Below are 25,353 nucleotides of genomic sequence, written 5' to 3' on the forward strand. Positions count from 1 at the left end.
GTACTGCAGGGGGGACCCTGTGGGAGAGTAGGACGCCGCCGAACAATTCTTCAGAAGAACCCCCAGCCGGGGAAACCGGGCTGGGGGTTCTTCGCGTTTGCGGCCCGATATATACGACCCTGCCCGCTCGTAGGCTCCCGACGAGCGGGCAGGGGAGGGATGAGCTCAGGTGAGGTGGTCGAACTCGCCGGCCTTGGCTCCGAGGATGAGGGCACGGAGCTTGGCGGTCGAGGTCGTGACGATGACGGAGGGGTCATCGGACTCCCGGAGGTGGCGGACGTCGTCGGCTCCGGCCGCAAGCTCAACGCAGGTGCTTCCGCCATCGGCGTTGCTGAAGGATGACTTCTGCCAGGCCAGGTGGGACATCGGGTTGCCTTTCAGTGCTGGAGTTCGTAGAGAATGTGTTGAAGGAGCCCCCAGGAATCGCGTGAGCTGTCACGCCGAGGCTTGCTGGTGTCCACGGCGGGTAGCGCGAGATCCCTGGCCTCTTGGAACTTCTGGTGGTAGGCCGCCACGTCGTCTGGATCACCAAGGTGAACCGCCCGCTTCGGTCCGTCCAGGATGATGGTAGAGAGGTCGGTGCACCCGGGATCGCAGATCAGGAACGCGCCAGCGTAGGGCGCCCTCCCCAAGGCGTCGAACGGCAAGATCTCGATCGTGACATTGGGGAGTTCTGCCATGTCTACGAGATGGAGGAGTTGCTCCCGCATCACGGACTTGCCAGCGAACTGCATGCGAAGAGCGGCCTCATGAATCACGTACCGAAACTGCCGCTGCTTGCTGTCGGTCATGATGCGCTGACGTTGCAGACGGAACTCAATGGCCGTGGCGGTGTCCCAACGGCCATCCTTGTAGGCACCTTTGTAGATCGCTTCAACGTAGCCCGGGACCTGCAGCGTTCCGGGGATGTACAGCGCGTCGAAGACGGCGAAGGCCTCGGAGCGGTCTTCTGCTTCTGCGAGATCCAGGGCGAGAGCCGGAACCTTTCCCTTGAAGTCGCTCCACCAGCCCTTGCCGCTGCTGGCTCCGAGATCGTGCAGCAGCTTGGTGTAGGTCCCATCCATGCACCCATAGGCTCCAAGCAGGACGGTCAGACGCTCCGGGTCGAGTCCGGTCCGTGCGGCCTCGATGTGACTGAGTTGCGGTCCGGCGATGCCGATGAGGGCACCGGCATCCTTGACCGACAGGCTGACCGCCTCGCGCAACCTCCTCAGCTCAGCACCGAACCGCCGCTGTCGCTCGCTGATTTGGGTCCTGAGTGCCAAGGGGGATTCCTTCCGTCTTGGGCCAGTCTCCACCCACACGAGTGAGCTTAGCCAAGTCGGCCGAGGCATCTCGGCGATCAGGTTGCATGCGTGTGACCTATGTCCCTACTCTCAGTGTTGCACCGATCACATGACGGAGTGTCAGCAGCGCCTGCTTTCGCGCCGCAGAGCAGCCTCACCAGGCCTGGCTCACGGTGACCCTCCGCCGATCACCCCTTCTCTCCCTTTCCTGGGGGTCTCATGCGTGCCTGCAACGTCCACCGCGCGGGCTGAGCTCTCCGACCTCCTCACCTCTGCCGGGTGGCCGCCCTCCCTCATCGGTGACGCCGAACTCGCCCTCCACGAACTCTTCGTCAACGCCTGGCGTCACGCGGGTAGTCCGGCTCCGCTCGTCACCCTCGTCCTCTCCTCCCGGCGCCTCCGCGTCTCGGTCTGCGACGACAGCCCCGTCCTCCCCGGCGACCCCCGTCCTCCCGCGGACCCGCTCGCGCTCTCCGGCCGGGGCCTCTTCCTCGTCCGCTCCCTCACCCACCGTTTCGGCGCCGACCTCCGTAAGCAGGGCAAGGCTGTCTGGTTCGAGCTGGAGGCCGCCGCGTGAACCGTCGTCAGCCGATGCAGCCGACCGACCTCCGGATCAAGGCCTTCAGCGACGAGCACGTCCGCGCGCTCCTGGCGGAAGTCCGTGAGCGCGGCAGGGAGTTCGGCATCCTCTTCCCGTCGGCCATCGCCGACCGCAACATGGACGGCCGGCCCCTGATCTGCTTCAACACCGCGCCGCTCTCGACCCTGCTCAACCTCCTCACCCTCCTCCTCGAAGCCGACCGCGACCGCGACCGCGACCGCAACCGCGGCCGGGACCACGAGTACGCGTGCGGTTCCTGATCGCTGCCGCCTTCCTCGCCCTCCTCGCCCTGGCGATGGCCACCGTCGTCCTGGGCGTCATCACCGCACTCAACGTTGCAAGGCCCGATGAAGAGGAGCCCTCCCGATGACGACGGATCCCGCGCGTGACGCGCTCGCCAATGCCCTTGCCGCTGCCCAGTACGCCGTCGCCGCCGCCTTCAACACCTTCTCCGCCTCCCCGGTCACCCCGCCCGTCCCCGACGACTTCGACTGGCCCGACCTGGAAACCTTCATCCACGACCTGGGCTTCGCCGCCGACGACTCCGAGACGGCCCTCAACCTCTACCGCCTGCTCTTCGCCGTCCAGCGGATCGCCTACCGCGAGGCCGCCGGCCGTAACTCCCCCTGGCTTGCCACCCGGCTCAACCCCTGCTCCCACTGAGGCGGTGGCGAAGGGGAGTCGGATGACGACGGCAAGCCGGACCGCCTCCGCCCGGTGCCGCGCATTCGTAGCGCAACGCCGGGCGGAGGCCGTGGGGTCGAGGTCGCCAGACGGAGCCGACCGGTCTCGGTCAGCGGTGGGTCGCGGTGTGCACGAGGGCCGTTCCGGTCGCCGGACTGACGGAGGCGGCCGATTCGCCGTGCTGCTGCTGTCCCTTGCCCGCGACGGTCAGTTTGCACTGGCCGTCCTCGCAGGAGCGCTGCAGACGGCCCCTGGAGATGGTCTGCATCAGCCCGATGGCCCAGCACATCGGGCACCCGCGCAACGCGAGCAGACCGGCCGGCAGGAGTACCAGGCTGACCGGCCCGATGACCGGCATGAGTGCCACCGAGCCGACCAGCGCGCCGAATCCCACCGCGCCGCGCGACAGGTGCCGGGCCAGGGACGCGCTCGCGAAGTCGGGGCCGGGACCGGGGCCGTCAGCCTTCGTTCGGGGCATCGTTTCCTCCAAGGGCTGGGTCGGGTGCGGTACGGAGCGTGTGCCGGACCGTTGCGCGGGCTCGGTGCAGACGCGACTTCATCGCCGCCGTACTGAGGCCCAGCGCATCGGCGACCGCCCGTCCGCTGTGGCCCTGGATGTCTCGCATGATCAGCACCCGGCGCTGGTCGGTTGGCAGGGCGGCGACCGCCGCCGCCACCGTGCCCGCGTCCAGGCGCCGCAGTACCTCGTCCTCGGCCGAGTCGACGAGGGCGTCTGGAACCACGGGGGAGTCCCGCGTCATCGTCCGTGCGCGCCGCAGACACTCGTTGCGGACGATCCTGAACATCCACGACGCCAGTGCGCCGGTGGCCCGCAGCATCCCGATCTTGCGGTACAGGATGATCAAGGCTTCCTGCGCCGCATCCTCGGCGTCCTGCGGGGTCGCGCAGAGGGAGTGGGCGAAGCGCTGCACGTTCGGGTGTGAGCCCGATACCAGCGCCGCGATCGCATCGACCTCACCGCGCTGCGCGGCGACGATCAGCTGTTCGCCGGGCCAGGCCGAGTCAGCCACGCCCACCTCGCTTGCGCTTCAGGACGAGCATGCACGTGCAGAGCAGCATCGCGCCGACAGCGACCCCGATACCAACGATCACGACAACCTCCAGGTCATGGACCGACGTTTGTCGGTACAGCCATAAGAGGCACGAGGCGCGCGAAAGGATTCAGCCCGCGCCCGGTGCCACCGGAAGCGTGCCCCGAGGGACCCTCGGCGCGGAACGGCCCCTTGCGGGGACCGGCCTTCACCCGCCCGGCGCCAGGGACTACGGTGCGACCGTGATCAACGACCGCCGCGTCCACCACGCCTGGGAGTGGTGGGACGCCGCCATCGAGGACCACCAGGAGGGTCGCTGGACCCGCACCCCCGTCGAACGCCAGGCGATGGACGACATCGCCGCCTCGACCCCGGCGCACCTGGACCTGTCCACCGACATCCCCTGGCCCGTCCGGCTCTCCCGCATCGCCGGCTGGGCGGACACGATCCGGCGCGCCGCCCGGACCGGCGGCTGGGACCTGGTGCCCGTCGACGGCGTGACCCCGCCCCGACCTGCCGGCATGGCCCAACTCCTCTCCGCCATCCACGCGGTGGGTGAGCAGGGCGAGGACTGGCTACGGCGGTTCCCCGTCGACGGCCCGCCACCGAACCGGGCGGTCGTCCAGGCCGAGAGCTTCCTTTTCGGCCCGGGCACGGTCGAGGACCTCCGTCAGTTCTTCTACGACTAGGGACTGTTTGGGGCTCGGATCCAGGTGGAGCCAAACGTTTCCCGTTCGACGGGGTTGACCACCTGTTAGCGTGCGCGGATGGAAGATCTGGGACCCGTGGCTTGGCCGCCTGAGCCGATCAGGACCGAGAGGCTCGTGCTCCGTGGGCCCGAGACCCGGGACCATGCGGCGTTCATCGAGCTGCTCGCCTCGCCAGAGGTGCACACCTACCTCGGCGGCCCCCGGCCGCGTGACGAGCTCGAGCGCGAGATGTCCGGCGCACCCGAGCGGTGGCCCGGGAGCTTCGTCGTCGATCTCGACGGGTCGATGATCGGCCAGGTCCTGCTCAGGAGAGCAACCGGGGACCGTCGCCCTGCTGCCGTGGGGAAGGTCGATCTCGGCTACCTGTTCCTGCCGCGGGCGTGGGGGTTCGGGTACGCCGCCGAGGCGTGCACGGCGGCACTTGGCTGGCTCGCCGGCGCGCTTTCCGGCGAGCCGGTGGTGCTCACCACCCAGACCGCCAACGCCGGCTCGATGCGTCTCGCGGCGAAGCTGGGGTTCACCGAGGTGGAGCGGTTCGAGGCCTGGGGCGCCGAGCAGTGGCTCGGCATACGGCCCCCGGTCACGTCGTCCGGTTGAGCTTGCGCCGAAACCGCTGGGGAGTACCCGCCCGACACCGTGCGCTGCTGCGCGTCGAGGCCGGCGCGATGCCGACCGGCAGCGGCAGGTTCGGGCCGGCGTGCCCGAACTCGACGTTGCCCAGGACTGGGATGTCCCGCTCGCCGAGGACGGATGACGACGAGATCTCCGGGCCTCAGGGCACGCGATCGAAGCGGTTGAGGCAGTTGAGGCAGTGCAGAACCGGCCATGGCGTCAGTGTCGTTGGTGCCATGGGCAGGGGCGCGCGATTTTCGCCGGTCATGGGTGGAGAACCCGTCCCGCCATGTCCCGGATGGATGCGGCCAGGGTGTCAGGAGCGGCGAGATGGGCGATATGTCCCTGGCCGGTGAGCGTGATGGTCCGCGCGTTCGGCAGGATCGCCGCCAGATCGGCCAGGCGTTCGCGCAGGTGAGCGGGGCTGCGATCGCCCTCGACCAGGGTTGTCGGTGTTTCGAGCGTCGCGAAGCGATCGATGCCGATGCCGAGTGCGTCGATCGCCTCGTCGTCTGCGATCTGTGCCGCTGCGTACGCGGAGAACGCCGTTCGCACGCGCTGGTCGGCGAACATGGCGTCGACCACGTTCGCGGGCATGCGGACGATGTCCCGCATGTGTATGCGCATCGCCTCGACCGGGTCGCCGCTGTCGAGTGCGGCGCGGGCACGTGCTCCCGCCGTGCCGGCGATCAATTCCCTGGTGGGCAGCGGCGGTTCGTAGAGGAATAGCCCGGCGAACGCCGACGGCTCCAGCAGTGCGGCTTCCAGTGCGGCGACGGCGCCCGAGGAATGCCCCACGAGAAGGACAGGGGACTCCAGGAGATCCGCGATGGCGACGATGTCGGCTGCCTCGGTGGCCATCGAGTGCGGCAGTGCGATGTCTGCGTCGGGAACGTAGATCCGTCGGCGGATCCTGACGACGCGGAAGTCGTCGGCAAGGTGGTGGGTGACGCCGTCCCAGGTCGTCGCATCCCCGCCGCCTGGGTGGACCACCAGCAGGTTCGGCCCGGATCCGCCGTCGAGAGCGCTGATGCGGCGACCGTCATCAGATGCTGCGAGGAGCTCAGTCATACGCACAACGTACCCGTCGGCGGATACCGCACCGGCGGATCGCCGAAATCCCGTGCTGCCGAGGCGGATCGGCAGCCCCTGCCGGGCCGTGGCCGGGACGCAGACGCCGTGGACCCGCCCCGTAACCTTCCGCTGTGACGACTTCCTGGCCCGACGAAGCCACCTTCGCCCACGGCGAGCGGGTGGCACTGACCACCCCGGTTCCGCCCCGACCCGAACTCGGTCACCTGGGCGCGGAGATTCTGGGCACCCGGGGCGTAGTCCTCGAGTGCGTCATCAGGGCCGACGACCTCGACGGCGGGCGCGTGGGGCCCGTGTACTACGTCCAGACCGAGGACGGCAGCCCCTGGTACCTGCGGCCGGAGTTCCTCGTCTCCCTCGACCGCTGACCGTCCCGCACCCCCCTGCGCAGGAAGTCGGCCCGTCCGACTTCCTGCTCCGCGCGCCCGCTACTCCTGGGCGGCGAGCGGGGTCAGGGGCAGCGCGACCCGGCTCTCCCAGGCCTGCTCCAGGGCGCGGGTGAACGTTTCTGCAGGCTGCGCGCCCGAGACGCCCAGCCGCCGGTCCAGGACGAAGAACGGCACGCCCGTCGCCCCCATCGCGCTCGCCGTCGCCTCGTCCTCGCGGACCGCCTCCGCGTAGGCCTCCGGATCGGCGAGCACGGCCGCCGCCGCCTCGCCGTCCAGCCCGACCTCGACGGCCAGCTCGACCAGTCGGGCCGCCGCGAACGCCGAGCTCTCCTCGGCGAAGTTGGCGCGGTAGAGGGCGTCCAGCAGCCGCCCCTGTCGACCGTGCTCCTTGGCGAAGTGCAGCAGACGGTGCATGTCGAAGGAGTTCGCCGCGTCGCGTCCCTCGCTCAGGTACGGCAGCCCCTCCCCGCCGGCGTTCTCGGCGATCCGGGCCTCCGCTGCCTCGGCCTGCTCCAGGCTCATCCCGTACTTGGCGGCGAGCAGCGGCACGACCGGACGGGCCTCCTGCGGCGCGCGCGGGTCCAGCTCGAAGGAGCGGTGCACGACCTCGATCTCCTCGCGGTGCTCGAACCGCTCCAGCGCCCGCTCGAACCGTGCCTTGCCGATGTAGCACCACGGGCAGTTGATGTCACTCCAGATCTCGACGCGCACGGCGCTGCTCTCCTTCCACGGGGACACTGGGGTCCGTCGCGCAGGCCTCTCCCGCAGCGACGTCCCAGGTCAACGCATTCGGCCACCTGAATATTTCAGGACGAGAAATATTCAGGGGTGGACCGGTGCGGCGATCCAGCCCGGGAGGGTGGGCAGAACCGTTTCTGCGAGGCGGTTCATCGTCGCGTCGTCGGGGGCCCGGCCGTCCTCGCGGAAGACGGCGATCTCGAAGGCGCGGCCGGCCGGGGCCTGGGGATCCTGGGCGACGACAAGGTTCCGGGTGACGGGGCCGACCTTCCCGCCGGGGACCAGGACCATCGCATTGGACGAGTAGGTCACGGCGGGATGGCCGAGGACGGTGGTGGGCTTGGCGAAGAACTGCGGCATGCCGATCATGTCCTCGACCGTGGTGGAGCTGTCCGTGAAGGCCAGGGCGGTGTGGAGGAGCCGGATCTCCACCATCGGGTCCTTGCCGACGGCGAGCGGTGCCGGGTGGGCGGTGGTGACGTGGTCCTCGGGCGTGCCCAACAGGGCGGGGAGGTCGGGCCGGTTGACCGCGGCGCACAGTGCGGGGTACCCCGGCGGGTCCGTGGGACCGGGGGCGGCGCACTGGGCCGGCTTGTCGGCGGGCTTCGGGGGGTTGTCGAGGAAGCCCAGCCCCCACAGGCCGGCGACGACACCGGCGACCAGCGCCACCGCGGCCGCCAGCTGGAGGCCCACCCGGCCGTCGCCCTTGCCGGCGTCCTTGTCGGCGGTGTCGGCGGTGTCGGCCGTGTCGGTTTCCATCCGTGGATCCCCCGTTCGCGAAGCCCGTCCCCGAACACCCGAGGACCCCGTGGGCCGGGGCGATCGTAGCGGCGGACTTGATCTGGCGCGCACCCCAGCTCCTGGCGTCGTCGCCATGACGGCGCCACCCCGATCGGCAGGTGAGACGCAGGAGCTGGTCGAGGCGCAAGAGCTACAGGCAGATCCAGCAGTACAGCTGCTCACCCGCCGCGCGCGCCCGGCGGGCAAGGCACATCAACTCCTCGGCCAACGGCAGGAAATCGGACGGATCGGGGCGCCGTCCCACTCCTCCGCCAGCGCCCACTGCCGGACGACCTCCGGCAGCCGCTCGTCGGGCACCCCGGCCAGCGCGTCCCGGGCGGCGTTGTCCAGCTCCGTGACTCACGGGCCGGTCGCCCACGGGTCGTCCTCGCTGTCGGGCCCGCTCGGGCCGGGTGGCGGGGCGGGTAGGGACCGGGGGAGTGGGAAGTCGGACCGCGGCTGCACCGTCGCCTACCAGTCCGTGGACGAACCCGACCTGCGGCGGCCGCTGACCGCGACCACCACCCGGGTCTGGGCCTGGGAGGGCACCGACCCCAGGCCGGCCGTCGCCCCGCCCGCGCCGGAGAGCGCCGAACTCGTCCGCGCCATCGTCGGAATCGTCTGGCCGACCGTCCCGGCCGCGTACGACGAGGCCGTCCGCCTCGCCGGGCTGCCGCTCGAGGACCTGCTCGGCGTGCTGGTCCACCCGCCGCTGCCGCGCGAGGACGAACTCGGCCGGGCCCTGCTCGCCCACCAGCCCGAGCTGTGGGTGCGCGCCGTCCAGGCCTTCGCCTGCCTCGGCATCGCCCACCACCGCACCGACCAGCCGTGGGAGGAGTCGGAGCGCCGCCGGGTGCTGCTCGACCTGCTCCTCGGGCCGGAGGACTGGGTCGCCGAGGCGGCCGGCTTCGCGCTGGTCGCGATCGGCTGGACGCACCCGAGCTGCGCGCCGACATCGCCGCGCAGCTCCGGCGGCGGCTGCACTACTGCGTCGACGCCCGGCGGGTGCGCGTGGTGACGATCCTGCGCTCGGTGTGCCGCCTGGTGCTCGCCGCCCCCTGGATGTCGCCCGCCGACCGCGACCTGGCGCGGGCGGCCATCCGCGCCGAGGACGCCGCCGAGACCCCGGACCCCGAGCCCGACCTCGAGTCCGAGCCGACGCCCGACCCGACGCCCGAGCCGACGTCCGAGCCCGAAGAGGCCGCGGAGCCGGAGCCGACGCCCGAGTCCGAACCGGCCCCCCCGGCCGCAGCGCCCTGGTTCCTCGGACGCCTTCCTCGGCCGGGGCTGACACCCCCGCCGGCCGGGGCCCGCTACCCGACGCCCGGCAGCGGGTCCTGGTCGACCTCGAACCGGGCGACGCGCTCCGCCGGATCGCGGCACTCCGGCCCCAGCCGCAGCATCCGCGACTCCGGGTCGTGCAGCGGCCGGTGGCAGCGGCGGCAGGTCACCCGGGGACGGAGGGTCTGCGCGCTGTCCGTACCGGGGAGCGGCTCAGGGCTGGTCATGGGGAGACGGTAACGGGCCGGGCCGGGAGGGTTCCCGTCGATGCGTGAAACGATGGCCCCCATGGCCACCGACCGCAGCAGCGCAGGAGACCCGGCGCGCACCCTCGCCCTGCTCTGGGGGCTCACCGCCGAGGAGAAGCCCGGCCGGCGCGGACCCCGGCAGGCACGCTCGACGGGTGAGATCGCCGCCGCCGCGATCGCCCTCGCCGACGCCGAGGGCGTGGACGCCGTCACCATGCGCCGGGTCGCCCAGGAGCTCGGGGTCTCCCCGATGGCGCTCTACACCTACGTGCCCGGCAAGGCCGAGCTGCTCGACCTGATGCTGGACACCGTCTACGCGACGATGCCCCGCAGCACCCCCGCCGACGACGGCTGGCGCGCCCGGGTCACCGCCGTCGCGGACGACAACCGCGCGCTGCACCGCGCCCACCCCTGGGTCGCCGCCGTCTCCACCAGCCGCCCGCCGCTCGGGCCCGGCCTGATGGCCAAGTACGAGTACGAGCTGCGCGCCTTCGAGGGCACCGGCCTGCCCGACGTCGAGCTGGACGCCGCGCTGACCCACCTGCTCGGCTTCGTCCAGACCTGCGCCCGGATGGCCGCCGACGAGCGTGCCGCCCAGCAGGACAGCGCGATGACCGACGAGCAGTGGTGGGCCGCCAACGCCGAGCTGCTCGCCCGGGTCTTCGACCCCGAGCGCTACCCGGTGGCCGCCCGCGTCGGCGCCGCCGCCGGGGAGGCGCACGGCGGCGCGTACAGCCCGGACCACGCCTACGCCTTCGGCCTGGCCCGCGTCCTGGACGGGCTGGAAGCCCTCATCGCCGGCCGGTAGCCCTCATCGCGCGCCGGGTAGCCCGGCTCACCCGCCGGCAGCCCGGCTCACCCGGTGCCGGCCCGCCCGTCGTACTGCTCCCGCGCGTCGGCGACGGCGCACATCCGGGACTCCACCCAGTGGGCGAGGGCCGACACGTGCTCGGCCACCTCCAGCCCGAGCGGGGTGAGGCTGTAGTCGACCCGGGGCGGGATCACCGGATGGGCCACGCGTAGCACGAATCCGTCCCGCTCCAGGTTCTGCAGGGTCTGCGCGAGCATCTTCTCGCTGACCCCGGAGACCCGGCGGCGCAGTTCGCTGAAGCGGTAGCCGCGCTCGCTCAGGGCGACCAGCACCAGCACCCCCCACCGGCTGGTCACGTGCTCCAGCACGCCCCGGGACGGGCACATCCGGTCGTAGACGTCGGGCACCCGGTCGAGCAGTGACCGCTCCTCTTCGATTACCTCCATGCCAGTACCGTACTTTGAAGTGCGTACTATCCGAAAGTTAGTGCCGTCCCTAGGGTGAGTTGCGAACCGATCGAGCCATCCGCAGGGAGCAGAAGCATGTACGTCGTCACCGGTGCCACCGGCCAGCTCGGCCGACTCGTCGTGGAGGGCCTGCTGGCCGCCGTCCCGGCGAACGAGATCGCGGTCGTGGTCCGCTCCGCCGCCAAGGCCGAGGAGTGGGCGAAGCAGGGGGTGCGGGTCCACGAGGCGGACTACGGCCGGCCCGAGACGCTCGCCGGAGCCTTCGCGGCCGGCGACCGGGTGCTGCTCATCTCCGGGAACGAGTTCGGCAGCCGGGTGTCCCAGCACGGTGCGGTGATCGACGCGGCCCGGGCCGCCGGGGCGGCGCTGCTCGCGTACACCAGCATCCTGGGCACGGCGACCTTCGGCCTGGGCGACGAGCACAAGGCGACCGAGGAGCTGCTGCTCGCCTCCGGACTGCCGTACGCGCTGCTGCGCAACGGCTGGTACACCGAGAACTACCTCGGCGACGTGTCCGGCACGCTGGAACGCGGCGTGGTGCTGGGCAGTGCCGGGGAGGGCCGGGTGGCGACCGCTCCGCGCCGGGACTACGCCGACGCGGCGGTCGCGGTCCTGACTGGAGAGGGGCACGAGAACCGGGTCTACGAGCTGAGCGGCGACGCCGCCTGGAGCCTGCCCGAGCTGGCCGCCGAGCTGGCGCAGGCCTCGGGCGAGCCGGTCGCGTACCGGGACCTCTCCCCGGCCGAGCACCGCGAGGCGCTGGTGGGCGCCGGGATGCCGGAGGGCTTCGCCGAGGTGTTCGTGGACGTGGACGCCGGCATCGCCCGCGGCGAGCTGGCCGCCACCCCGGGCGACCTCGCCCGCCTGATTGGGCGCCCGACCCTCCCGCTGGCGGAGTCCGTCCGTGCCGCGCTGGGCTCCTGAAACGACCCGGAAGTCCAGCATTCAAGCAATGTCATGACCAAAATCCGGAAACGGAGATGACAGCCCGCCCTCCCGCCAGCTACGGTCGCCTGGACCACACGCGCGCGGGAGGGCACTCGGCCATGCCACAGACAGATCAGCAGGACAACGGCCGGGGGCTCTGGTACGGCGTCGCGGCCTACGGCATCTGGGGACTCTTCCCCCTGTTCTGGCCGCTGCTGGAGCCGGGCGCCGCCGACGACATCCTGGCCAACCGGATGGTCTGGTCCCTGCTCGCGGTGGTCCTGCTGCTGGTCGTCCAGCGGCACTGGGGCTGGATACGCCCGCTGCTGCGCCAGCCCCGCCGGCTCGCGATGCTGGCCGGCGCCGCCGCCGTGATCTCGGTCAACTGGGGCGTCTACATCTGGGGCGTCAACGCCGGTCACGTGGTCGAGACCAGCCTCGGCTACTTCATCAACCCCCTGGTCACCATCGCCTTCGGCGTCCTGGTGCTCAAGGAGCGGCTGCGCGTCGCGCAGTGGACGGCGGTGGGCATCGGCGCGCTCGCCGTCGCGGTGCTGACCGTCGCGTACGGGCGGCTGCCGTGGATCGCGCTGACCCTGGCGCTCTCCTTCGCCACCTACGGCCTGCTGAAGAAGAAGGTCGGGCTGAGCGGCGTGGAGAGCCTGGCGGCGGAGAGCACCTTCATGTTCCCGTTCGCCCTCGGCTACCTGGTCTACCTGGAGGTCAGCGGGCGCGGCACCTTCGGGCACACGGTGGCCGGCTCGTACGGCTGGGGGCACTCCGGGCTGCTGATGCTCAGCGGGGTGATCACCGCGATCCCGCTGCTGTTCTTCGGCGCGGCAGCCGTCCGGGTGCCGCTGACCGTGCTCGGGCTGCTGCAGTACCTGGCGCCGGTGTTCCAGTTCCTGATCGGCGTCGCCGTCTTCCACGAGTCGATGCCGCCCGCCCGCTGGGCCGGCTTCGGCCTGGTCTGGGCCGCGCTCGCGGTGCTCACCTGGGACGCGCTGCGCCAGGTCCGGGCCGACCGCGCGGTGCGGGCCGCGGCCGTGCCGCAGCCCGCACCGGCGGGGACGGCCGCCGAGGCAGCCGTCACGCGCTGATGTCCCGGCTGGTGAAGCGCGACCAGGCCGCCGCGCCGAACACGGCCACGTAGGCGGCCTGCAGGCCGAGGTCCTTCAGCACGCCGTCCCAGTACATCGGCTCGCGCAGCAGGTCCGCGAAGCTGAGCCAGTAGTGCGTGAACAGGATCGGCCTGATCGCGTCCAGCTGCGGGAAGGCGTCCAGGATCTGGACGGTGACCACCAGCCCGACGGTGGCGGCCATCGCCGCGATGCCGCTGCCGGTGAGCGTGGAGACGAACAGCCCGATCGCCACCAGTCCGGCCAGCGACGCGGCGACCACCGCGGCCACCAGCACCGCGCGCAGCAGCGCGTCGGAGAGGCCGATGGTGTCCCCGGAGATCAGCGTGACCTCGCCGAGCGGGAACAGCGCGGCGCCGGCGGCCAGCGCCGCCACCGCGACCGCCGCCGTCGCGGCCAGGCAGAACACCAGCCCGGCGGTGAACTTGGCGGCCAGCAGCCTGGTCCGCCCGGCCGGGGCGACCAGCAGGTAGCGCAGCGTCCCGGCGGCCGCCTCGCCCGCCACCGAGTCCCCGGCGACCACGCCGACCGTCATCGGCAGGAAGACCGGCAGCGCGACCGCCAGCGCGGTGAAGACCAGGAACAGCCCGTTCTGGGTGGTCTGCGCGATGAAGCTCGGACCACCACCGCCGCCCTCGTGCGGACTGCCCGTGTTGAGCTTGACCACCACACCGATCAGGACCGGCAGCACCGCCAGGATCCCCAGCAGCACCCTGGTGCGCATCCGGCGGAAGGTCAGGTGCAGCTCGTTGCGGAACAGCGCCAGGAACCCGGCCGTCGTCTGCGGCCGCCTGCCCGTACGCACCGGCAGTGCCTCAGCCCGCGACATCGAAGCCCTCCCCGGTCAGTGCCACGAAGGCGTCCTCCAACGTGCCCCGCACCAGCCCGAAGCCGTGCACCCGCACCCCGGCCTCGACCAGCGCCGCGCACAGCTTGGGCAGCGCCTCGTCGCCCCGCCCGCCCAACTCGCCGTCCACCCGGTCCTCGCCGGGCACCAGGGCGGTGACCTGGTGGGCCGCCAGCACCTCGGCGGCCTGCGCCACGTCCGGGGTGCGGACCACCAGCCGGCCCTGTGCCCGGGCGGCCAGCTCGGCGACGGTGCCCTGCACCACCAGCCGGCCGCGGGACATCACCGCCGCGTGGGTGCAGACCTGCTCGATCTCGTCCAGCAGGTGGGAGGAGAGGAACACCGTGGTGCCCTCCGCCGCGACCTCCCGGACCAGCGCCCGGATCTCCCGCATGCCCTGCGGGTCCAGCCCGTTGGTCGGCTCGTCCAGCACCAGGAGCTCGCGCGGCTGGAGCAGCGCGGAGGCGAGGCCCAGGCGCTGCTTCATGCCGAGGGAGTACGCGCGGGCCTTCTTGCCGGCCGCCGCGCTCAGGCCGACCCGCTCCAGCGCGGTGTCCACCCGCCGCGCCCGGGTGCGCGGGTCGGCGGTCGGGTCGGCGGCATCGAACCGGACCAGGTTGTCCCGGCCGGAGAGGAAGCCGTACAGCGCCGGGCCCTCGATCAGCGCGCCCACCCGGGGCAGCACGGTGGCGACGGACTGCGGCATCGACTCGCCGAGGACGGTGGCCGCGCCGGAGGTGGGGGCGATCAGGCCCATCAGCATCCGGATGGTCGTCGTCTTGCCGGAGCCGTTCGGGCCCAGGAAGCCGAAGACGGAACCGCGCGGCACGGCCAGGTCCAGGCCGTCCACGGCGAGCTGGCCGCCGCGGAAGCGCTTGGTCAGGCCGCGGGTCCTGATCACGTCGTCGGATCCGGAGGCGGGGAAGGCGGGGGAGGTGGGGGAGGTGGGGGAGGTAGGGAAGGCAGGGGAGGCGGGCGGAACGGGAGCGGGGGCCGGGCGCGGCTCGGCGCCCGGACCCCCGGCCGACTCCGTAACGTCCCCCGTTACGGGAGTCTCGGTCATCCGTCAGTTCACCCCGGCGGCGTGCTGCAGGACCGGCAGGGTCACCGCGCCGGCGAAGACCCGGCCGTCGTCGGTGAGCAGGACGTTGACGACCTTGGTGCCGATCAGGGTGCCGCCGTCGACCGGCTTGCCGAGGGACTTGATCAGCCCCTGCGGGTTCACCGCGCCGCGGCCGGCGTGCTTGCCGTCGCCCTTCGGCGGCTCGACCGGGCCGCTGGGCAGCTGCGAGGCGAACACGGCCGTCCAGCCCTCGCCGATCACGTTCAGGCCCTCGTGCGCCTTGGCGTCGCGGCCCGCCGCCGCCTTGCCCCGACCCGCCGCCTCGTCCGCCTTCTGCTCCGTCACCTTGGCGCCCTTGGGCACGGTGAAGTCGAAGGTCTTGGCGGCCGGCTTGGCGAAGGAGACGTCGGTGAAGCGGACGTCCAGCACGGTGGTGCCGTCGGTGGACTTCACCGCCACCGCGAGCGGCACCCCGTTGTCGGCGGCCACCGCGATCCGGACCTCGGCGAGCGTCGAGCCGCTCTGGGTCGGCTTCACGCTCAGCTGGTAGGCCTTCTGCCCGGCCACGTTGGCCGTCCCGGCCACGGTGACCGAGGTGGTGCCGGCGCTCGCGGCCAGGACCTGCCGGGCGGCCTCCTGCGGGGTGGCCGGCAGCTGGGACAGCGGCACCTCGGGGTGCTTGTCGCCGGCCCGGCCGGTCAGGTGCACCGCGCTGTTGGTCGAGCTGTCCCAGGCCCAGGCCTGGTCGCCGTTGCGGACGAGGGTGTAGCCGGCCATGTTCTCCATCAGGTCCACCCGCTGGTGGTCCGGGCCGTCCACCGCGATCCGCAGCGTCCTGTCGCCGCCGAGCAGGCCGAGCAGCTTGGCCTGCGGGTCCGCCGACGCGCCGTCCCCGCCGCGGCCGCCGTGCCCGGACGCGGCCGCGCCGATCCCGCCCGCCGCGCCCAGCAACTGGCTGGGCAGGCCGAGGTCGGTGGTGACGGAGACCGTCCCGGACAGGGCCTGGGCCTCGGAGCCGAGCACCTTGGCCACCACCTGCTCCGCCGTCAGCGCTGGCAGGTCGGGCGGGGAGTCGGCGGCGAGCGCGGGCACCAGCCCGACCCCTGCGGCGATCGCCGCCGCCACCGCCAGCGGCACCCCGGCGCGCACCATGACGCGCCGCCGCGATCGGTACGGAACACCGCCGTCCAGCTCGTCCCCGGTCGCCGTCTCATTGGTCATGGCGTACTCAACTCCTCTGCGAACACGTGTGCTTGGTCCTGCCCCTCCATTAGAGGACGCCGAACTGCCGCCGTCATCGCCCTTCAGGGGCAGATCGGATTGGCCTACGTGGGTATGCCGACCCTGAGACGGCCTCAGGGTTCGTCGTCCCCGGGTACCACCGCTGGCGTAGGGTCGCGCCATGGACGGAACCGCCATGGACGCAAGCACCCCCCCGACCGCGAACGCGATGCGCCGCGCCCTGCGCCGCGCCCGGGACGGTGTCGCCCTCGACGTCACCGAGGCCGCCGTGCTGCTCCAGGCCAGGGGCGAGGACCTGCGGGACCTCTGCGCCGGCGCCGCCCGGGTGCGCGACGCAGGCCTCGAAGCGGCGGGCCGCCCGGGGGTCATCACGTACTCCAAGAGCGTCTTCATCCCGCTCACCCGGCTCTGCCGCGACAAGTGCCACTACTGCACCTTCGCCACCGTCCCCGGCAAGCTGCGCCGGGCCGGGCAGGGGATGTTCATGTCCCCCGACGAGGTGCTGGAGGTGGCCCGCCGCGGAGCCGAACTCGGCTGCAAGGAAGCCCTGATCACCCTCGGCGACAAGCCCGAGGACCGCTGGCCCGAGGCCCGCGAGTGGCTGGACGCGCACGGCTACGACGACACCATCGCGTACGTCCGGGCGATGTCGATCCGCATCCTGGAGGAGACCGGCCTGCTGCCGCACCTCAACCCCGGGGTGCTGAGCTGGACGGACTTCCAGCGGCTCAAGCCGGTCTCCGCCTCGATGGGCATGATGCTGGAGACCACCGCCACCCGGCTGTGGAGCGAGCCCGGCGGCCCGCACCACGGCTCGCCGGACAAGGAGCCGGCCGTCCGCCTCCGGGTGCTGGAGGACGCCGGCCGCAGCTCCGTCCCCTTCACCAGCGGCCTGCTCATCGGCATCGGCGAGACCTATCGGGAGCGCGCCGAGTCGCTGTTCGCACTGCGCAAGGTCTCCCGCGCCTACCACGGCATCCAGGAGCTGATCCTGCAGAACTTCCGCGCCAAGCCGGACACGGCGATGCGCGGCATGCCGGACGCCGAACTGGACGAGCTGGTCGCCACCGTCGCGGTGGCCCGCCACCTGCTGGGCCCGAACGCCTGCCTGCAGGCCCCGCCGAACCTGGTGGACGGCGAGTACGAGCGGCTGATCGCGGCCGGCATCGACGACTGGGGCGGGGTCTCCCCGGTCACCCCGGACCACGTCAACCCCGAGATGCCCTGGCCGCAGATCGAGCGACTCGCCGAGCGCTCCGCTGCGGCCGGCTTCGAGCTGCGCGAGCGCCTCGCCGTCTACCCCGAGTACGTGCGCCGCGGCGAGCCCTGGCTGGACCCGCGGGTGCTGCCGCACGTGCGCGCCCTGTCCGACCCGCGGACCGGCCTGGCGAACCCGGACGCGGTGGTCCGCGGCCTGCCCTGGCAGGAGCCCGAGGACCTGCCGGAGTCGTACGGGCGGACCGACCTGCACACCGCCATCGACACCGAGGGCCGCACCGGCGACCGCCGGGCCGACTTCGAGGACGTGTACGGCGACTGGGAGGTGCTGCGCGAGCAGGTGCTCGCCAAGGGCGCGCCCGAGCGCCTCGCCGGGGACCTGCGGCAGGCCCTGGCGGTGGCCGCCGAGGACCCGGTGAAGCTGACCGACGACCAGGCGCTGGCCCTCTTCCACGCCGACGGTCCGGCCCTGGACGCGCTCTGCCGGATCGCCGACGACGTGCGACGCGACGCGGTCGGGGACGAGGTCACCTACTGCGTCACCCGGAACATCAACTTCACCAACGTCTGCTACACCGGCTGCCGCTTCTGCGCCTTCGCCCAGCGCCGCACCGACGCGGACGCCTACACGCTCTCCCTGGAGCAGGTCGCCGACCGGGCCGCACAGGCCTGGGAGGTGGGTGCCACCGAGGTCTGCATGCAGGGCGGCATCCACCCGGACCTGCCCGGCACCGCCTACTTCGACATCGCCCGCGCGGTGAAGGAGCGGGTGCCTGGCATCCACGTGCACGCCTTCTCCCCGATGGAGGTGGTCAACGGCGCGACCAGGACGGGGCTTTCCATCCGCGACTGGCTGCAGCGGGCCAAGGAGTCGGGCCTGGACACCATCCCGGGCACGGCCGCCGAGATCCTGGACGACGAGGTCCGCTGGGTGCTCACCAAGGGCAAGCTGCCGGCCGCGACCTGGGTGGAGGTGGTCACCACCGCGCACGAACTGGGCATCCGCTCCTCGTCCACGATGATGTACGGGCACGTGGACACCCCGAGGCACTGGCTCGGACACCTGCGGCTGCTCGCCGGGATCCAGCAACGGACGGGCGGTTTCACCGAGTTCGTCACCCTGCCGTTCATCCACACCAACGCCCCGGTCTACCTGGCCGGCATCTCCCGCCCCGGCCCGACCGCCCGGGACAACCGCGCGGTGGTCGCGATGGCCCGGCTGCTGCTGCACCCGCACATCCCCAACATCCAGACCAGCTGGGTCAAGCTGGGCGCCGAGGGCGCGGCCGAGATGCTCCGCTCCGGCGCGAACGACCTGGGCGGCACGCTGATGGAGGAGACCATCTCGCGGATGGCCGGCTCGGCGTACGGGAGCTACAAGTCGGTGCGCGACCTGCAGGCGATCGCCGAGGCCGCGGGCCGTCCGCACCGCCAGCGCACCACCACCTACGGCGAGGTCCCGGCGGAGCGGCAGGCCGCGGCGCTGGCCTCGGACGGGCACCTGCCGGAGCTGCTGCCGGTGCTGGACTGAGCGCGGGCGGCCCCATGGGGCGGTGGACTGAAGTTCGAGGGAATCCGTTGACGCGTTCAGGCCTTCGAATACAGTGCGAGGGCGCGCGACCGGCGAGCGTCGCGCGGCCCCCCACCCCGAGGAAAGGCGCCCCGTCGTGATGCCACTGTGGTCACGCGCCCAGCAGCAGGACTACCGCAGCCGGGTGCGGGGCTGCCTGCTCGGCGGGGCCATCGGCGACGCGCTCGGCGCCGGCGTCGAGTTCGAGGCGCTGGAGAAGATCCGGGCCCAGCACGGCCCGCAGGGCGTCACCGGCTACGTTCCCGCGTACGGGCGCACCGGCGCCGTCACCGACGACACCCAGCTCAGCCTGTTCACCGTCGACGGCCTCATCCGCGCCCACATCCGGCGCGACACCGGCAGCTGGCACCCGCCCACCGACCTGCACCTGGCCTACCTGCGCTGGGCCGCCACCCAGCGCGACTGGGGCCCGGACGAGCGCCGTCCCGACCTCGGCTGGCTCGGCCGCGAGGAGTGGCTGTACGCCCAGCGCGCCCCCGGCCAGGGCTGCCTGTCCGGCCTCACCGGGCCCGACGCCGAGCGGCTCGGCACCCTGGAGCGGCCCAAGAACCCGCACTCCAAGGCCTGCGGCACGGTGGTGCGGGCGGCGCCGTTCGGACTGCTCACCACCTGGGAGCCGGGCCTGGTGTTCCAGCTCGCCGTGGAGTGCTCGGTGCTCACCCACGGCCACCCCACCGGCTACCTCGCGGCGGGCGCGTACGCGGTGATCGTCCAGTCGGTGGCGCGCGGCGGCACCCTGGAGGAGGGCGTCCACCTCGCGCTCGCCCTGCTCTCCGAGCGGCAGGGGCACGAGGAGACCACCACCGCGCTGCGGACCGCGCTGGACGCCGTCCGGGCGGGCGAGCCCTCCGCCGAGCGGGTCGAGGCACTGGGGGAGGGCTGGGTCGCCGAGGAGGCGCTGGCAATAGGGGTGTACTGCGCGCTGGTCGCCCACGACGTCCGCTCGGGACTGCTGCTCGCCGTCAACCACTCCGGGGACAGCGACTCCACCGGCGCGATCTGCGGCAGCCTGCTCGGGGTGCTGCACGGGGACACCGCGCTGCCGCCGGGCCTGGTCGCCGGGGTCGAGGGGCGCGCGGCGATCCTCGAACTCGCCGACGACTTCGTGCTGGAGCTGATGCACGGCGCCGAACTGCACGACCAGCGGACGCCCGAGGGCGCCACCTGGTCCGCCCGCTACCCGGTCGCGGGCTGAAGGCGTGGGTCGAGGTCGCGGGCTGAAGCCGTGCGTCGGGGTCGCGGGCCGATTCGGCGCCCTGACGCCGGATCGGAGCCCCGGACACGGCAGTTGCCCGTAGCTCCGACCGCCGCAGGACACCTTCCAGGGCGACGGACAGCGCTACGGGCAACTGGTCCGGGTGCGGAACCGCTCGGGCGGGATCAGCCGGGCAGCTCGCCGAAGACGCCCGTCGCCGCCGCCGAGGCGAAGGCGTTCCAGGCCTCGGCCGAGAAGCGCAGTTGCGGGCCCAGGGGGTCCTTGGAGTCCCGGACCGCCACCTCCCCCGCGCCGGGGACAGCGATCTCCACGCAGGCGCCTTGGCCGCCGCTGTGACTGCTCTTGCGCCATCGGGTTCCGTACTCGGACGGGGTGATCATTCGTGGAATTCCTTTTCGATGTCGGCTATCAGCGACCGGCTCTCCGCGACACCGAGTGCGGCCGCTCTCAGGTAGTCGTACAGACCGGTATAGCGGCGCACATCAGCCTCCTTCTCCAGGTAGAGATCGCTCGTCACACCTTCGAAGTAGACAACCGTGGAATCGGCTGACTCCGGGAACTCCAGCAGGGAGAATGTCCCGGTCATGCCGGGATGCGCGCCGTGCGAGAACGGGATCACCTGGATGGTGATGTTCGGGCGCAGGCTGAGCTCCAGCATCTGCTGCAGCTGCCGGGCCATCACCGCCTTGCTGCCGACCTCGCGGCGCAGCACCGCCTCGTCTATGACGGTCCACAGGCTGCCCAGCTGGTTCTCGCCGTGGACGCGCTCCTGGCGCTTCATCCGGACCTGCACCCTGCGCTGCACGGCGTTCGCGTCGGTGTCCGGCTGGGTGCCCTCGACCACGGCCTGGGCGTACTGCTCGGTCTGCAGCAGGCCCGGCACGAAGGAGGACTCGTACGCGCGGATCGAGGAGGCCTCGGCCTCCAGCCCGATGTAGACGCTGTACGGGGTCGGCATGTCGTTGAAGTCGTGCCACCAGCCGCGCTGGCGCGACTCCTTGGCCATCTCCATGAGGCTGGCCCGCATCTGCTCGTCGGCCACCTTGTACACGTCGCAGAGGTCGCGCACGTCCCGCTGGCTGATGCTGCGGCGGCCGTTCTCCAGCCGACTGATCTTCGACTGGGAGACCATCAGTCGGCCGGCGACCTCCTCCGCCGTCATGCCGAGGCCCTCGCGGAGCTTGCGCAGCTCGGAGCCGAGGCGTCGGCGGCGGACGGTGGGATTGACGTTGGCGGACACTTCGACCTCCGGCCGGACCTCTGGTGATCGTTGGACGGGCAGTCCTTGGAACACTTCGGACATTGGGACCAACCCCCCTGACTCGGAGCAGCATGTCACCTCGGGCCAGGTCGGCGCCGGGGAATCACAGCAGCGCGGTAGAACAGATCATCGGAAAAGCACTTCCGCGAGACAGCGGAAGCCCCCAGGTGGTAGTGCGGCTCGGCGACTCGGACAGACGGTGTGACGGGTGCCCCCGGAGTGCCCCCCGGAGTCCCCTCGGAGTGCACTCGGAGTGGCCCCGCACATGCCGCGAGCACGTGCGGGGACGGGCCGCTGCGGGTCTCCGGGGACGGCAAGAGGGGCGGTCGCCGGGCGACTTGCGTCGCGGGGCGACCGCCCCTCGGTGTTGCTGGTGGCGCTTCTCGTGGTGCGGATGGTGTGGACGGTACCGGTCGTGCGTCGGGGCGCTCGGCGCCTCCGGAGGGCGCGAGCGAGGCGGTGTGCGCCGTCGAGCGTGCCGTCGGGTGCGTCGGACGGTGTATCGTTCGCCGGCCACCGGCCCGGGCCACCGGCCCGGCACCGGTCAGCGCACGGGCGCGTCGGTCGAGATCAGCGGACGCCCACCCGCGAGGCGGGGACCCGTCCGCCCGAACCCCGACCCGCCGCCGCACGGGAACCGGAGCGGCCGGCGGCGACCGTGGACCCGGAACCCTGGGAAGAACGGTTCTGCTGCGTCGGCAGGCCGTTCTGCACGTCCATCACGGCGTGCGCGACCATCCCGCCGAGCGGGTCGTACCGGATCAGGTCACGCAGCCGCGACCGTGAGGACCGGCCCTCGTTGCCCGGGTACAGGTGCTTGCCCAGACCCACCGAGTGGGCGAGCGCCGCGAGCGCGGCGGTCCGCGGGTCCGGCGGCACACCGGTGCGGATCGCGGTGTCCAGCCGCTGCTTGATCGCGGCGTTGGTGCAGTCGTCCGACGCCTGGTACCGGATCGTCGGCAGCACCCCGCACACCTGGCCCGGCACGGCGGTCACCATGCCGCAGCGCTCCAGGTGCGCCAGGTAGGTCTGCCGCAGCCCCAGCCGGGGCCCGCCGATCCAGTGCGCCGCGCGGACCGGACTGCCGCGTCGGCGCAGCAGTTCCAGTGCGTGGTCAAGGGTCGGGTCGCCGGTCGGCCGTGCGAGCACGACAGCGATCCGGTCTCCCTCCGGTACGATCCGTCCGGCCAGGGACAGCTCGACGAGCTGCGCCCCGGCGAGTCCGAGGTCGAGGGTCTGCGGCTGCGCCGTGGTACCCGTGGTCGGGTCCAAAGCGAGCAGCAAGAGTTCCTCGGGAACAGTTCTGCGGCTCTTGCCCATCCAAGCCTCCCCGCGTGGATGAGAGACAGGGTGACGCCTCTCACACGGGCTTGTCGAGTACGCCTCCGAATCGTGACCTTGCGGTGAAGGCGCGGAACCGGGGGCCGCAGGCCCGGCGTCTGACCGGTGAACAGACCGCGGTACAGCTGTGCGATGGCAATAAGCGCCGGTCGGGCGGGGTGTGCGCGGGGGGATCGGCCGTCGGTGGCGGAGACTGTACAGGTACACGGGGCGGGGCGTCGGCTTCCCGAAATCGGGTTCGCCGATGCCCCGCCGGGCGTTGAGGAGGCTGGGATACGTGGGCGAGTCCCCCGACAGGGTGCTGAGGGACGACGAGCGGGAGCGGGACCGCGAACGCGAACGGACCGCTGCGGCGGCGGGTGGTGCCGAGTCTGCCGGGTCCGCCGGGTCCACCGGGGCGTCAGCTGCGGCTGACGGCAAGGGGACTGCCGGGACCTCCTCGAGCAGCTCGGCGGAGACCTCCGAGGATGCGCCCGCGAAGGCGGCCGCGAAGGATTCGTCGAAGGCGCCCGCGAAGACCTCCGCGGAGACCTCGGGGAAGGCCGCTGCGAAGACCTCCGCTGAGACCCCTGCGGAGTCGTCCTCCGAGGCAGACACGAAGGTGTCCGACGACGCTCCGGCGGCGGGGACCAAGGCAGGCTCGACCGTACAGCTCCGCGTCCGCGATGTGGACAGCAAGACGACGATGCTGCGCCTGCCGGTGGACAACAAGACCACCGCGCTGCGGCTGCCCGAGGAGCTGGTGAAGGCTGCCGGCAAGGCGAGTTCCGGTGGCGAGGGGGAGAAGAAGGAGGAGTCGCCGGCGGCGACCGAAGAGACGAAGGAGCCGGTCGAGCGACCGTCCGGTGCCGACCCCCGTCTCGCCATGCGGACGACCGCGGCGGTGGCGGAGAAGGCGACCGAGCCTGCCGAGAAGCCCGACAAGTCCGAGAAGTCGGAGAAGACCGACAAGGCGGAGAAGGGCGGGAAGGTCGAGAAGGCCGAGGAGTCCGCCGAGGACGCCGAGGATGCCGAGGACTCCGCCAAGGACGCCAAGAACGCCGAGGACTCCGCCAAGGACGCCGAGGACGCCAAGGACGCCGAGGACGCCTCCGCCGAGGACGCCTCCGCCGAGGACTCTCCCGCTGACGATGCCGACCCCGTCACGCTGACCGAGACCGGGCAGCCCGGTCAGAAGTCGGGTCAGGCTGAGAAGCTGGAGAAGCCCAAGCCGCTGCGCGCCCCCGCCGCCCCTGCGGCCGGCACCGTCCCGGAACCGAAGCCCGAGCCCGAGCCGAAGCCCGAGCCGACCCCCGACCCGGAGCCGCTGCCGAAGCCGGCTCCCAAGCCCGCGCCGAAGCCCGCACCCGTCCCCCCGCCGGCTCCGAAGCCGCTGCCCGAGCCCGACCCGCGGCCGGTGCCGCCGGTCCCGCCGCTGCCCCGGCCGGAGCCGCTGCCGGCGCCCGAGCCGCTGCCCTCGCCCGAGAACACCGCGGAGGCGATGGAGGTCCTGGCCTCCCTCAACGCCCGCCCGGTCTCGCCGCTGCGCCGCGCGCTCAAGCGGGTGACCATCTGGACCGTCTTCTTCGCCGTGGTGCTCGGCGCGGTCGTGGTGGCCCAGCTGCTGCGCCCGCTGCCGGACGCCAAGCTGGCGATGACCGCCCAGGGCAGCTACAGCTTCTCCGGCGACCAGCTCGACCTCGCCTGGCCGGCCAAGGGCCAGTCCGCCGCCGAGGTGCTCGGCGTCGGCAGCCTCGGCAGCTCGGGCCAGGAGGCGCCGGCCCCGATCGCCAGCGTCACCAAGGTGATGAACGCCTACCTGATCCTGCAGAAGTTCCCGCTGAAGAAGGGGGAGAGCGGCCCGAAGATCACCGTCGACAAGCAGGCCGCGCAGGAGTCCGGCAACCTCGACGAGTCCCGGGTGACGCTCACCGAGGGCCAGGTGATCACCGAGTACCAGGCGCTGGAGCTGCTGATGCTCCCGTCGGCCAACAACGTGGCCCGGCTGCTCGCCCGCTTCCACTCCGGCTCCGAGGACGCGTTCGTCAAGCTGATGAACGACACCGCGGCCAAGTTCGGCATGGCCAACACCATCTACTCCGACCCGGCGGGCTTCAACTCGGACACCAAGTCCACCGCCAAGGACCAGCTGAAGCTGGCCGAGCAGGTCATGCAGGACGAGATCTTCCGGCAGATCGTCTCCACCCCGGAGACCAACTTCAACAACGTGAAGATCCCCAACACGAACAACCTGATCAACCCGAAGACCGGCGTCATCGGCGTCAAGACCGGCTCCAGCACCCCGGCCGGCGGCTGCCTGATGTGGGCCGCCTACAAGGAGATCGGCGGTGTGCGGCGGATGATCCTCGGCGTCACCCTGGGCCAGCCGCCCGCGGGGCCCAACAAGGGCGACGACATCCTGTCGGTCGTGCTGAGGGTCAGCGGCAAGCAGATCCAGGCCGCGCAGAACGGTCTCACCGGTCAGACCGTGGTGAAGAAGGGCGACGTCGTCGGCGCGGTGGACAACGGGCTCGGCGGCAAGGTCCAGGTCGTCGCGACCAAGGACCTGGTGGTGGCCGGCTTCCCGGGCATCTCCGGCACGGTCACCCTGGACCCGGCGAAGATCAGCCACACGGAGAAGGCCGGCAAGGAGGTCGGCGTGCTGCGGGTGGGAGACGGCGAGAACAAGACGGAGGTGCCGGTGGCCCTCCAGTCCGACCTCGACCCGCCGTCCATCCAGTCCCGGCTGCTGCGCGTGCTGTGAGCCGCTGAGCCACT

30 protein-coding genes are annotated in these 25,353 nt (G+C 72.1%); 14 read left to right on the forward strand and 16 right to left on the reverse strand.

Features of this window, described 5'->3' with window-relative positions; translation table 11 throughout:
* Positions 1–165 precede the first annotated feature (165 nt).
* Together ACZ3TI_RS32960 and ACZ3TI_RS32965 are read right to left on the reverse strand one after the other, a co-directional pair.
* Positions 166–366: a DUF397 domain-containing protein gene (locus ACZ3TI_RS32960; protein ID WP_465732767.1), complete on the reverse strand. Its 201-nt coding sequence runs from the start codon at positions 364–366 to the stop codon at positions 166–168.
* A gap of 11 nt (positions 367–377) precedes the next feature.
* A complete protein-coding gene (locus ACZ3TI_RS32965) occupies positions 378–1,265 on the reverse strand; it encodes a helix-turn-helix domain-containing protein (protein ID WP_465732769.1) in 888 nt (295 codons plus the stop codon).
* A 244-nt stretch (positions 1,266–1,509) separates the two neighbouring features.
* Between ACZ3TI_RS32965 and ACZ3TI_RS32970 the strand changes: the two genes are divergently transcribed.
* The 4 genes from ACZ3TI_RS32970 to ACZ3TI_RS32985 are packed head-to-tail and all read left to right on the forward strand — an operon-like array spanning position 1,510 to position 2,550.
* Positions 1,510–1,863 carry an ATP-binding protein gene (locus ACZ3TI_RS32970; protein ID WP_465732771.1) on the forward strand — a complete coding sequence of 118 codons (354 nt, stop codon included), beginning with the start codon at positions 1,510–1,512 and terminating at the stop codon, positions 1,861–1,863.
* Positions 1,860–2,147, forward strand: coding sequence for a hypothetical protein (locus tag ACZ3TI_RS32975; RefSeq protein WP_465732773.1), 288 nt, complete (start codon positions 1,860–1,862; stop codon positions 2,145–2,147). Before ACZ3TI_RS32970 ends, ACZ3TI_RS32975 begins: the two co-directional genes overlap by 4 nt.
* Positions 2,135–2,257 (forward strand): hypothetical protein, encoded by a 123-nt coding sequence (locus ACZ3TI_RS32980; RefSeq protein ID WP_465732774.1) that lies wholly within the window; start codon positions 2,135–2,137, stop codon positions 2,255–2,257. Before ACZ3TI_RS32975 ends, ACZ3TI_RS32980 begins: the two co-directional genes overlap by 13 nt.
* A complete protein-coding gene (locus ACZ3TI_RS32985) occupies positions 2,254–2,550 on the forward strand; it encodes a hypothetical protein (RefSeq protein WP_465732775.1) in 297 nt (98 codons plus the stop codon). Before ACZ3TI_RS32980 ends, ACZ3TI_RS32985 begins: the two co-directional genes overlap by 4 nt.
* Positions 2,551–2,680: 130 nt before the next feature.
* Here the strand turns inward: ACZ3TI_RS32985 and ACZ3TI_RS32990 are convergent, their stop codons facing one another.
* Both ACZ3TI_RS32990 and ACZ3TI_RS32995 read right to left on the reverse strand, forming a co-directional pair.
* The gene (locus tag ACZ3TI_RS32990) at positions 2,681–3,049 is read right to left on the reverse strand and encodes a hypothetical protein (protein ID WP_465732777.1); all 369 of its coding nucleotides are present in this window, start codon (positions 3,047–3,049) and stop codon (positions 2,681–2,683) included.
* Positions 3,030–3,602 carry an RNA polymerase sigma factor gene (locus tag ACZ3TI_RS32995; protein WP_465732779.1) on the reverse strand — a complete coding sequence of 191 codons (573 nt, stop codon included), beginning with the start codon at positions 3,600–3,602 and terminating at the stop codon, positions 3,030–3,032. Before ACZ3TI_RS32995 ends, ACZ3TI_RS32990 begins: the two co-directional genes overlap by 20 nt.
* A gap of 263 nt (positions 3,603–3,865) precedes the next feature.
* On the opposite strand from ACZ3TI_RS32995, the gene ACZ3TI_RS33000 reads away from it, so the two are divergent.
* Together ACZ3TI_RS33000 and ACZ3TI_RS33005 are read left to right on the forward strand one after the other, a co-directional pair.
* Positions 3,866–4,312: a hypothetical protein gene (locus tag ACZ3TI_RS33000; protein ID WP_465732781.1), complete on the forward strand. Its 447-nt coding sequence runs from the start codon at positions 3,866–3,868 to the stop codon at positions 4,310–4,312.
* Between the two features lie 78 nt (positions 4,313–4,390).
* On the forward strand, positions 4,391–4,930 hold the full coding sequence (locus ACZ3TI_RS33005; protein WP_465732783.1) for a GNAT family N-acetyltransferase: 540 nt from the start codon (positions 4,391–4,393) through the stop codon (positions 4,928–4,930).
* Here ACZ3TI_RS33005 and ACZ3TI_RS33010 read toward each other — a convergent pair.
* The gene (locus ACZ3TI_RS33010; protein ID WP_465732966.1) at positions 4,914–5,096 is read right to left on the reverse strand and encodes a hypothetical protein; all 183 of its coding nucleotides are present in this window, start codon (positions 5,094–5,096) and stop codon (positions 4,914–4,916) included. The two genes, ACZ3TI_RS33005 and ACZ3TI_RS33010, sit on opposite strands and share 17 nt — an antisense overlap.
* A gap of 113 nt (positions 5,097–5,209) precedes the next feature.
* Positions 5,210–6,016 carry an alpha/beta fold hydrolase gene (locus ACZ3TI_RS33015; RefSeq protein ID WP_465732785.1) on the reverse strand — a complete coding sequence of 269 codons (807 nt, stop codon included), beginning with the start codon at positions 6,014–6,016 and terminating at the stop codon, positions 5,210–5,212.
* Between the two features lie 134 nt (positions 6,017–6,150).
* Between ACZ3TI_RS33015 and ACZ3TI_RS33020 the strand changes: the two genes are divergently transcribed.
* The gene (locus ACZ3TI_RS33020) at positions 6,151–6,405 is read left to right on the forward strand and encodes a hypothetical protein (protein ID WP_465732787.1); all 255 of its coding nucleotides are present in this window, start codon (positions 6,151–6,153) and stop codon (positions 6,403–6,405) included.
* Positions 6,406–6,465: 60 nt separating this feature from the next.
* On the opposite strand, the gene ACZ3TI_RS33025 is transcribed toward ACZ3TI_RS33020, so the two are convergent.
* Positions 6,466–7,137, reverse strand: coding sequence for a DsbA family oxidoreductase (locus ACZ3TI_RS33025; RefSeq protein WP_465732789.1), 672 nt, complete (start codon positions 7,135–7,137; stop codon positions 6,466–6,468).
* 111 nt (positions 7,138–7,248) lie between these two features.
* The gene (locus tag ACZ3TI_RS33030) at positions 7,249–7,923 is read right to left on the reverse strand and encodes a DUF6215 domain-containing protein (RefSeq protein ID WP_465732791.1); all 675 of its coding nucleotides are present in this window, start codon (positions 7,921–7,923) and stop codon (positions 7,249–7,251) included.
* A gap of 502 nt (positions 7,924–8,425) precedes the next feature.
* On the opposite strand from ACZ3TI_RS33030, the gene ACZ3TI_RS33035 reads away from it, so the two are divergent.
* Complete coding sequence (locus tag ACZ3TI_RS33035; RefSeq protein WP_465732793.1) at positions 8,426–8,962, forward strand: hypothetical protein; 537 nt, start codon at positions 8,426–8,428, stop codon at positions 8,960–8,962.
* 295 nt (positions 8,963–9,257) lie between these two features.
* On the opposite strand, the gene ACZ3TI_RS33040 is transcribed toward ACZ3TI_RS33035, so the two are convergent.
* Complete coding sequence (locus tag ACZ3TI_RS33040) at positions 9,258–9,452, reverse strand: DUF6011 domain-containing protein (RefSeq protein ID WP_465732795.1); 195 nt, start codon at positions 9,450–9,452, stop codon at positions 9,258–9,260.
* A 61-nt stretch (positions 9,453–9,513) separates the two neighbouring features.
* Here ACZ3TI_RS33040 and ACZ3TI_RS33045 point away from each other — a divergent pair, with 61 nt between their 5' ends.
* Positions 9,514–10,281 (forward strand): TetR/AcrR family transcriptional regulator, encoded by a 768-nt coding sequence (locus ACZ3TI_RS33045; protein WP_465732797.1) that lies wholly within the window; start codon positions 9,514–9,516, stop codon positions 10,279–10,281.
* Positions 10,282–10,328: 47 nt separating this feature from the next.
* On the opposite strand, the gene ACZ3TI_RS33050 is transcribed toward ACZ3TI_RS33045, so the two are convergent.
* Positions 10,329–10,730: a winged helix-turn-helix transcriptional regulator gene (locus tag ACZ3TI_RS33050; RefSeq protein ID WP_465732799.1), complete on the reverse strand. Its 402-nt coding sequence runs from the start codon at positions 10,728–10,730 to the stop codon at positions 10,329–10,331.
* 96 nt (positions 10,731–10,826) lie between these two features.
* Between ACZ3TI_RS33050 and ACZ3TI_RS33055 the strand changes: the two genes are divergently transcribed.
* Together ACZ3TI_RS33055 and rarD are read left to right on the forward strand one after the other, a co-directional pair.
* Positions 10,827–11,675 (forward strand): SDR family oxidoreductase, encoded by an 849-nt coding sequence (locus ACZ3TI_RS33055; protein ID WP_465732801.1) that lies wholly within the window; start codon positions 10,827–10,829, stop codon positions 11,673–11,675.
* Positions 11,676–11,797: 122 nt separating this feature from the next.
* Positions 11,798–12,778 carry an EamA family transporter RarD gene (gene rarD / locus ACZ3TI_RS33060; protein WP_465732803.1) on the forward strand — a complete coding sequence of 327 codons (981 nt, stop codon included), beginning with the start codon at positions 11,798–11,800 and terminating at the stop codon, positions 12,776–12,778.
* On the opposite strand, the gene ACZ3TI_RS33065 is transcribed toward rarD, so the two are convergent.
* From ACZ3TI_RS33065 to ACZ3TI_RS33075, 3 genes are read right to left on the reverse strand one after another with little or no spacing between them, the layout of a single operon-like run.
* Complete coding sequence (locus tag ACZ3TI_RS33065; RefSeq protein ID WP_465732805.1) at positions 12,768–13,646, reverse strand: ABC transporter permease; 879 nt, start codon at positions 13,644–13,646, stop codon at positions 12,768–12,770. The two genes, rarD and ACZ3TI_RS33065, sit on opposite strands and share 11 nt — an antisense overlap.
* A complete protein-coding gene (locus tag ACZ3TI_RS33070) occupies positions 13,633–14,727 on the reverse strand; it encodes an ABC transporter ATP-binding protein (RefSeq protein WP_465732807.1) in 1,095 nt (364 codons plus the stop codon). The genes ACZ3TI_RS33065 and ACZ3TI_RS33070 overlap by 14 nt, the downstream gene beginning before the upstream one ends.
* A 3-nt stretch (positions 14,728–14,730) precedes the next feature.
* Positions 14,731–15,948 carry a LolA family protein gene (locus ACZ3TI_RS33075; RefSeq protein ID WP_465732809.1) on the reverse strand — a complete coding sequence of 406 codons (1,218 nt, stop codon included), beginning with the start codon at positions 15,946–15,948 and terminating at the stop codon, positions 14,731–14,733.
* Positions 15,949–16,129: 181 nt separating this feature from the next.
* Between ACZ3TI_RS33075 and ACZ3TI_RS33080 the strand changes: the two genes are divergently transcribed.
* Positions 16,130–18,718 (forward strand): bifunctional FO biosynthesis protein CofGH, encoded by a 2,589-nt coding sequence (locus ACZ3TI_RS33080; protein WP_465732811.1) that lies wholly within the window; start codon positions 16,130–16,132, stop codon positions 18,716–18,718.
* Positions 18,719–18,857: 139 nt separating this feature from the next.
* Positions 18,858–19,973: an ADP-ribosylglycohydrolase family protein gene (locus ACZ3TI_RS33085; protein WP_465732813.1), complete on the forward strand. Its 1,116-nt coding sequence runs from the start codon at positions 18,858–18,860 to the stop codon at positions 19,971–19,973.
* A 185-nt stretch (positions 19,974–20,158) separates the two neighbouring features.
* Here the strand turns inward: ACZ3TI_RS33085 and ACZ3TI_RS33090 are convergent, their stop codons facing one another.
* The 3 genes from ACZ3TI_RS33090 to ACZ3TI_RS33100 all read right to left on the reverse strand — a co-directional run bounded on the left by ACZ3TI_RS33090 (position 20,159) and on the right by ACZ3TI_RS33100 (position 22,575).
* Positions 20,159–20,374 carry a DUF397 domain-containing protein gene (locus tag ACZ3TI_RS33090; protein ID WP_465732815.1) on the reverse strand — a complete coding sequence of 72 codons (216 nt, stop codon included), beginning with the start codon at positions 20,372–20,374 and terminating at the stop codon, positions 20,159–20,161.
* Positions 20,371–21,234: a helix-turn-helix domain-containing protein gene (locus tag ACZ3TI_RS33095; protein ID WP_465732817.1), complete on the reverse strand. Its 864-nt coding sequence runs from the start codon at positions 21,232–21,234 to the stop codon at positions 20,371–20,373. The genes ACZ3TI_RS33090 and ACZ3TI_RS33095 overlap by 4 nt, the downstream gene beginning before the upstream one ends.
* Positions 21,235–21,825: 591 nt before the next feature.
* Entirely contained in the window at positions 21,826–22,575 is a 750-nt protein-coding gene (locus tag ACZ3TI_RS33100; protein ID WP_465732819.1) for a GOLPH3/VPS74 family protein, read from the reverse strand.
* A 688-nt stretch (positions 22,576–23,263) separates the two neighbouring features.
* Between ACZ3TI_RS33100 and ACZ3TI_RS33105 the strand changes: the two genes are divergently transcribed.
* Positions 23,264–25,339, forward strand: coding sequence for a D-alanyl-D-alanine carboxypeptidase (locus ACZ3TI_RS33105; RefSeq protein WP_465732821.1), 2,076 nt, complete (start codon positions 23,264–23,266; stop codon positions 25,337–25,339).
* Positions 25,340–25,353 lie beyond the last annotated feature (14 nt).

The sequence above is a fragment of the Kitasatospora sp. NPDC023120 genome, from assembly GCF_055560835.1.

Excerpts from the sequence above, each read along its gene's own strand:
- rarD (WP_465732803.1), top strand. The coding sequence starts at position 11,798 with ATGCCACAGACAGATCAGCAGGACAACGGCCGGGGGCTCTGGTACGGC.
- ACZ3TI_RS33045 (WP_465732797.1), top strand. The coding sequence starts at position 9,514 with ATGGCCACCGACCGCAGCAGCGCAGGAGACCCGGCGCGCACCCTCGCC.
- ACZ3TI_RS33030 (WP_465732791.1), bottom strand. The coding sequence starts at position 7,923 with ATGGAAACCGACACGGCCGACACCGCCGACACCGCCGACAAGGACGCC.
- ACZ3TI_RS33005 (WP_465732783.1), top strand. The coding sequence starts at position 4,391 with ATGGAAGATCTGGGACCCGTGGCTTGGCCGCCTGAGCCGATCAGGACC.
- ACZ3TI_RS33065 (WP_465732805.1), bottom strand. The coding sequence starts at position 13,646 with ATGTCGCGGGCTGAGGCACTGCCGGTGCGTACGGGCAGGCGGCCGCAG.
- ACZ3TI_RS33100 (WP_465732819.1), bottom strand. The coding sequence starts at position 22,575 with ATGGGCAAGAGCCGCAGAACTGTTCCCGAGGAACTCTTGCTGCTCGCT.
- ACZ3TI_RS33050 (WP_465732799.1), bottom strand. The coding sequence starts at position 10,730 with ATGGAGGTAATCGAAGAGGAGCGGTCACTGCTCGACCGGGTGCCCGAC.
- ACZ3TI_RS32990 (WP_465732777.1), bottom strand. The coding sequence starts at position 3,049 with ATGCCCCGAACGAAGGCTGACGGCCCCGGTCCCGGCCCCGACTTCGCG.
- ACZ3TI_RS33085 (WP_465732813.1), top strand. The coding sequence starts at position 18,858 with ATGCCACTGTGGTCACGCGCCCAGCAGCAGGACTACCGCAGCCGGGTG.
- ACZ3TI_RS33075 (WP_465732809.1), bottom strand. The coding sequence starts at position 15,948 with ATGACCAATGAGACGGCGACCGGGGACGAGCTGGACGGCGGTGTTCCG.
- ACZ3TI_RS33070 (WP_465732807.1), bottom strand. The coding sequence starts at position 14,727 with ATGACCGAGACTCCCGTAACGGGGGACGTTACGGAGTCGGCCGGGGGT.
- ACZ3TI_RS33090 (WP_465732815.1), bottom strand. The coding sequence starts at position 20,374 with ATGATCACCCCGTCCGAGTACGGAACCCGATGGCGCAAGAGCAGTCAC.
- ACZ3TI_RS33040 (WP_465732795.1), bottom strand. The coding sequence starts at position 9,452 with ATGACCAGCCCTGAGCCGCTCCCCGGTACGGACAGCGCGCAGACCCTC.
- ACZ3TI_RS33015 (WP_465732785.1), bottom strand. The coding sequence starts at position 6,016 with ATGACTGAGCTCCTCGCAGCATCTGATGACGGTCGCCGCATCAGCGCT.
- ACZ3TI_RS32985 (WP_465732775.1), top strand. The coding sequence starts at position 2,254 with ATGACGACGGATCCCGCGCGTGACGCGCTCGCCAATGCCCTTGCCGCT.
- ACZ3TI_RS32960 (WP_465732767.1), bottom strand. The coding sequence starts at position 366 with ATGTCCCACCTGGCCTGGCAGAAGTCATCCTTCAGCAACGCCGATGGC.
- ACZ3TI_RS33055 (WP_465732801.1), top strand. The coding sequence starts at position 10,827 with ATGTACGTCGTCACCGGTGCCACCGGCCAGCTCGGCCGACTCGTCGTG.
- ACZ3TI_RS33080 (WP_465732811.1), top strand. The coding sequence starts at position 16,130 with ATGGACGGAACCGCCATGGACGCAAGCACCCCCCCGACCGCGAACGCG.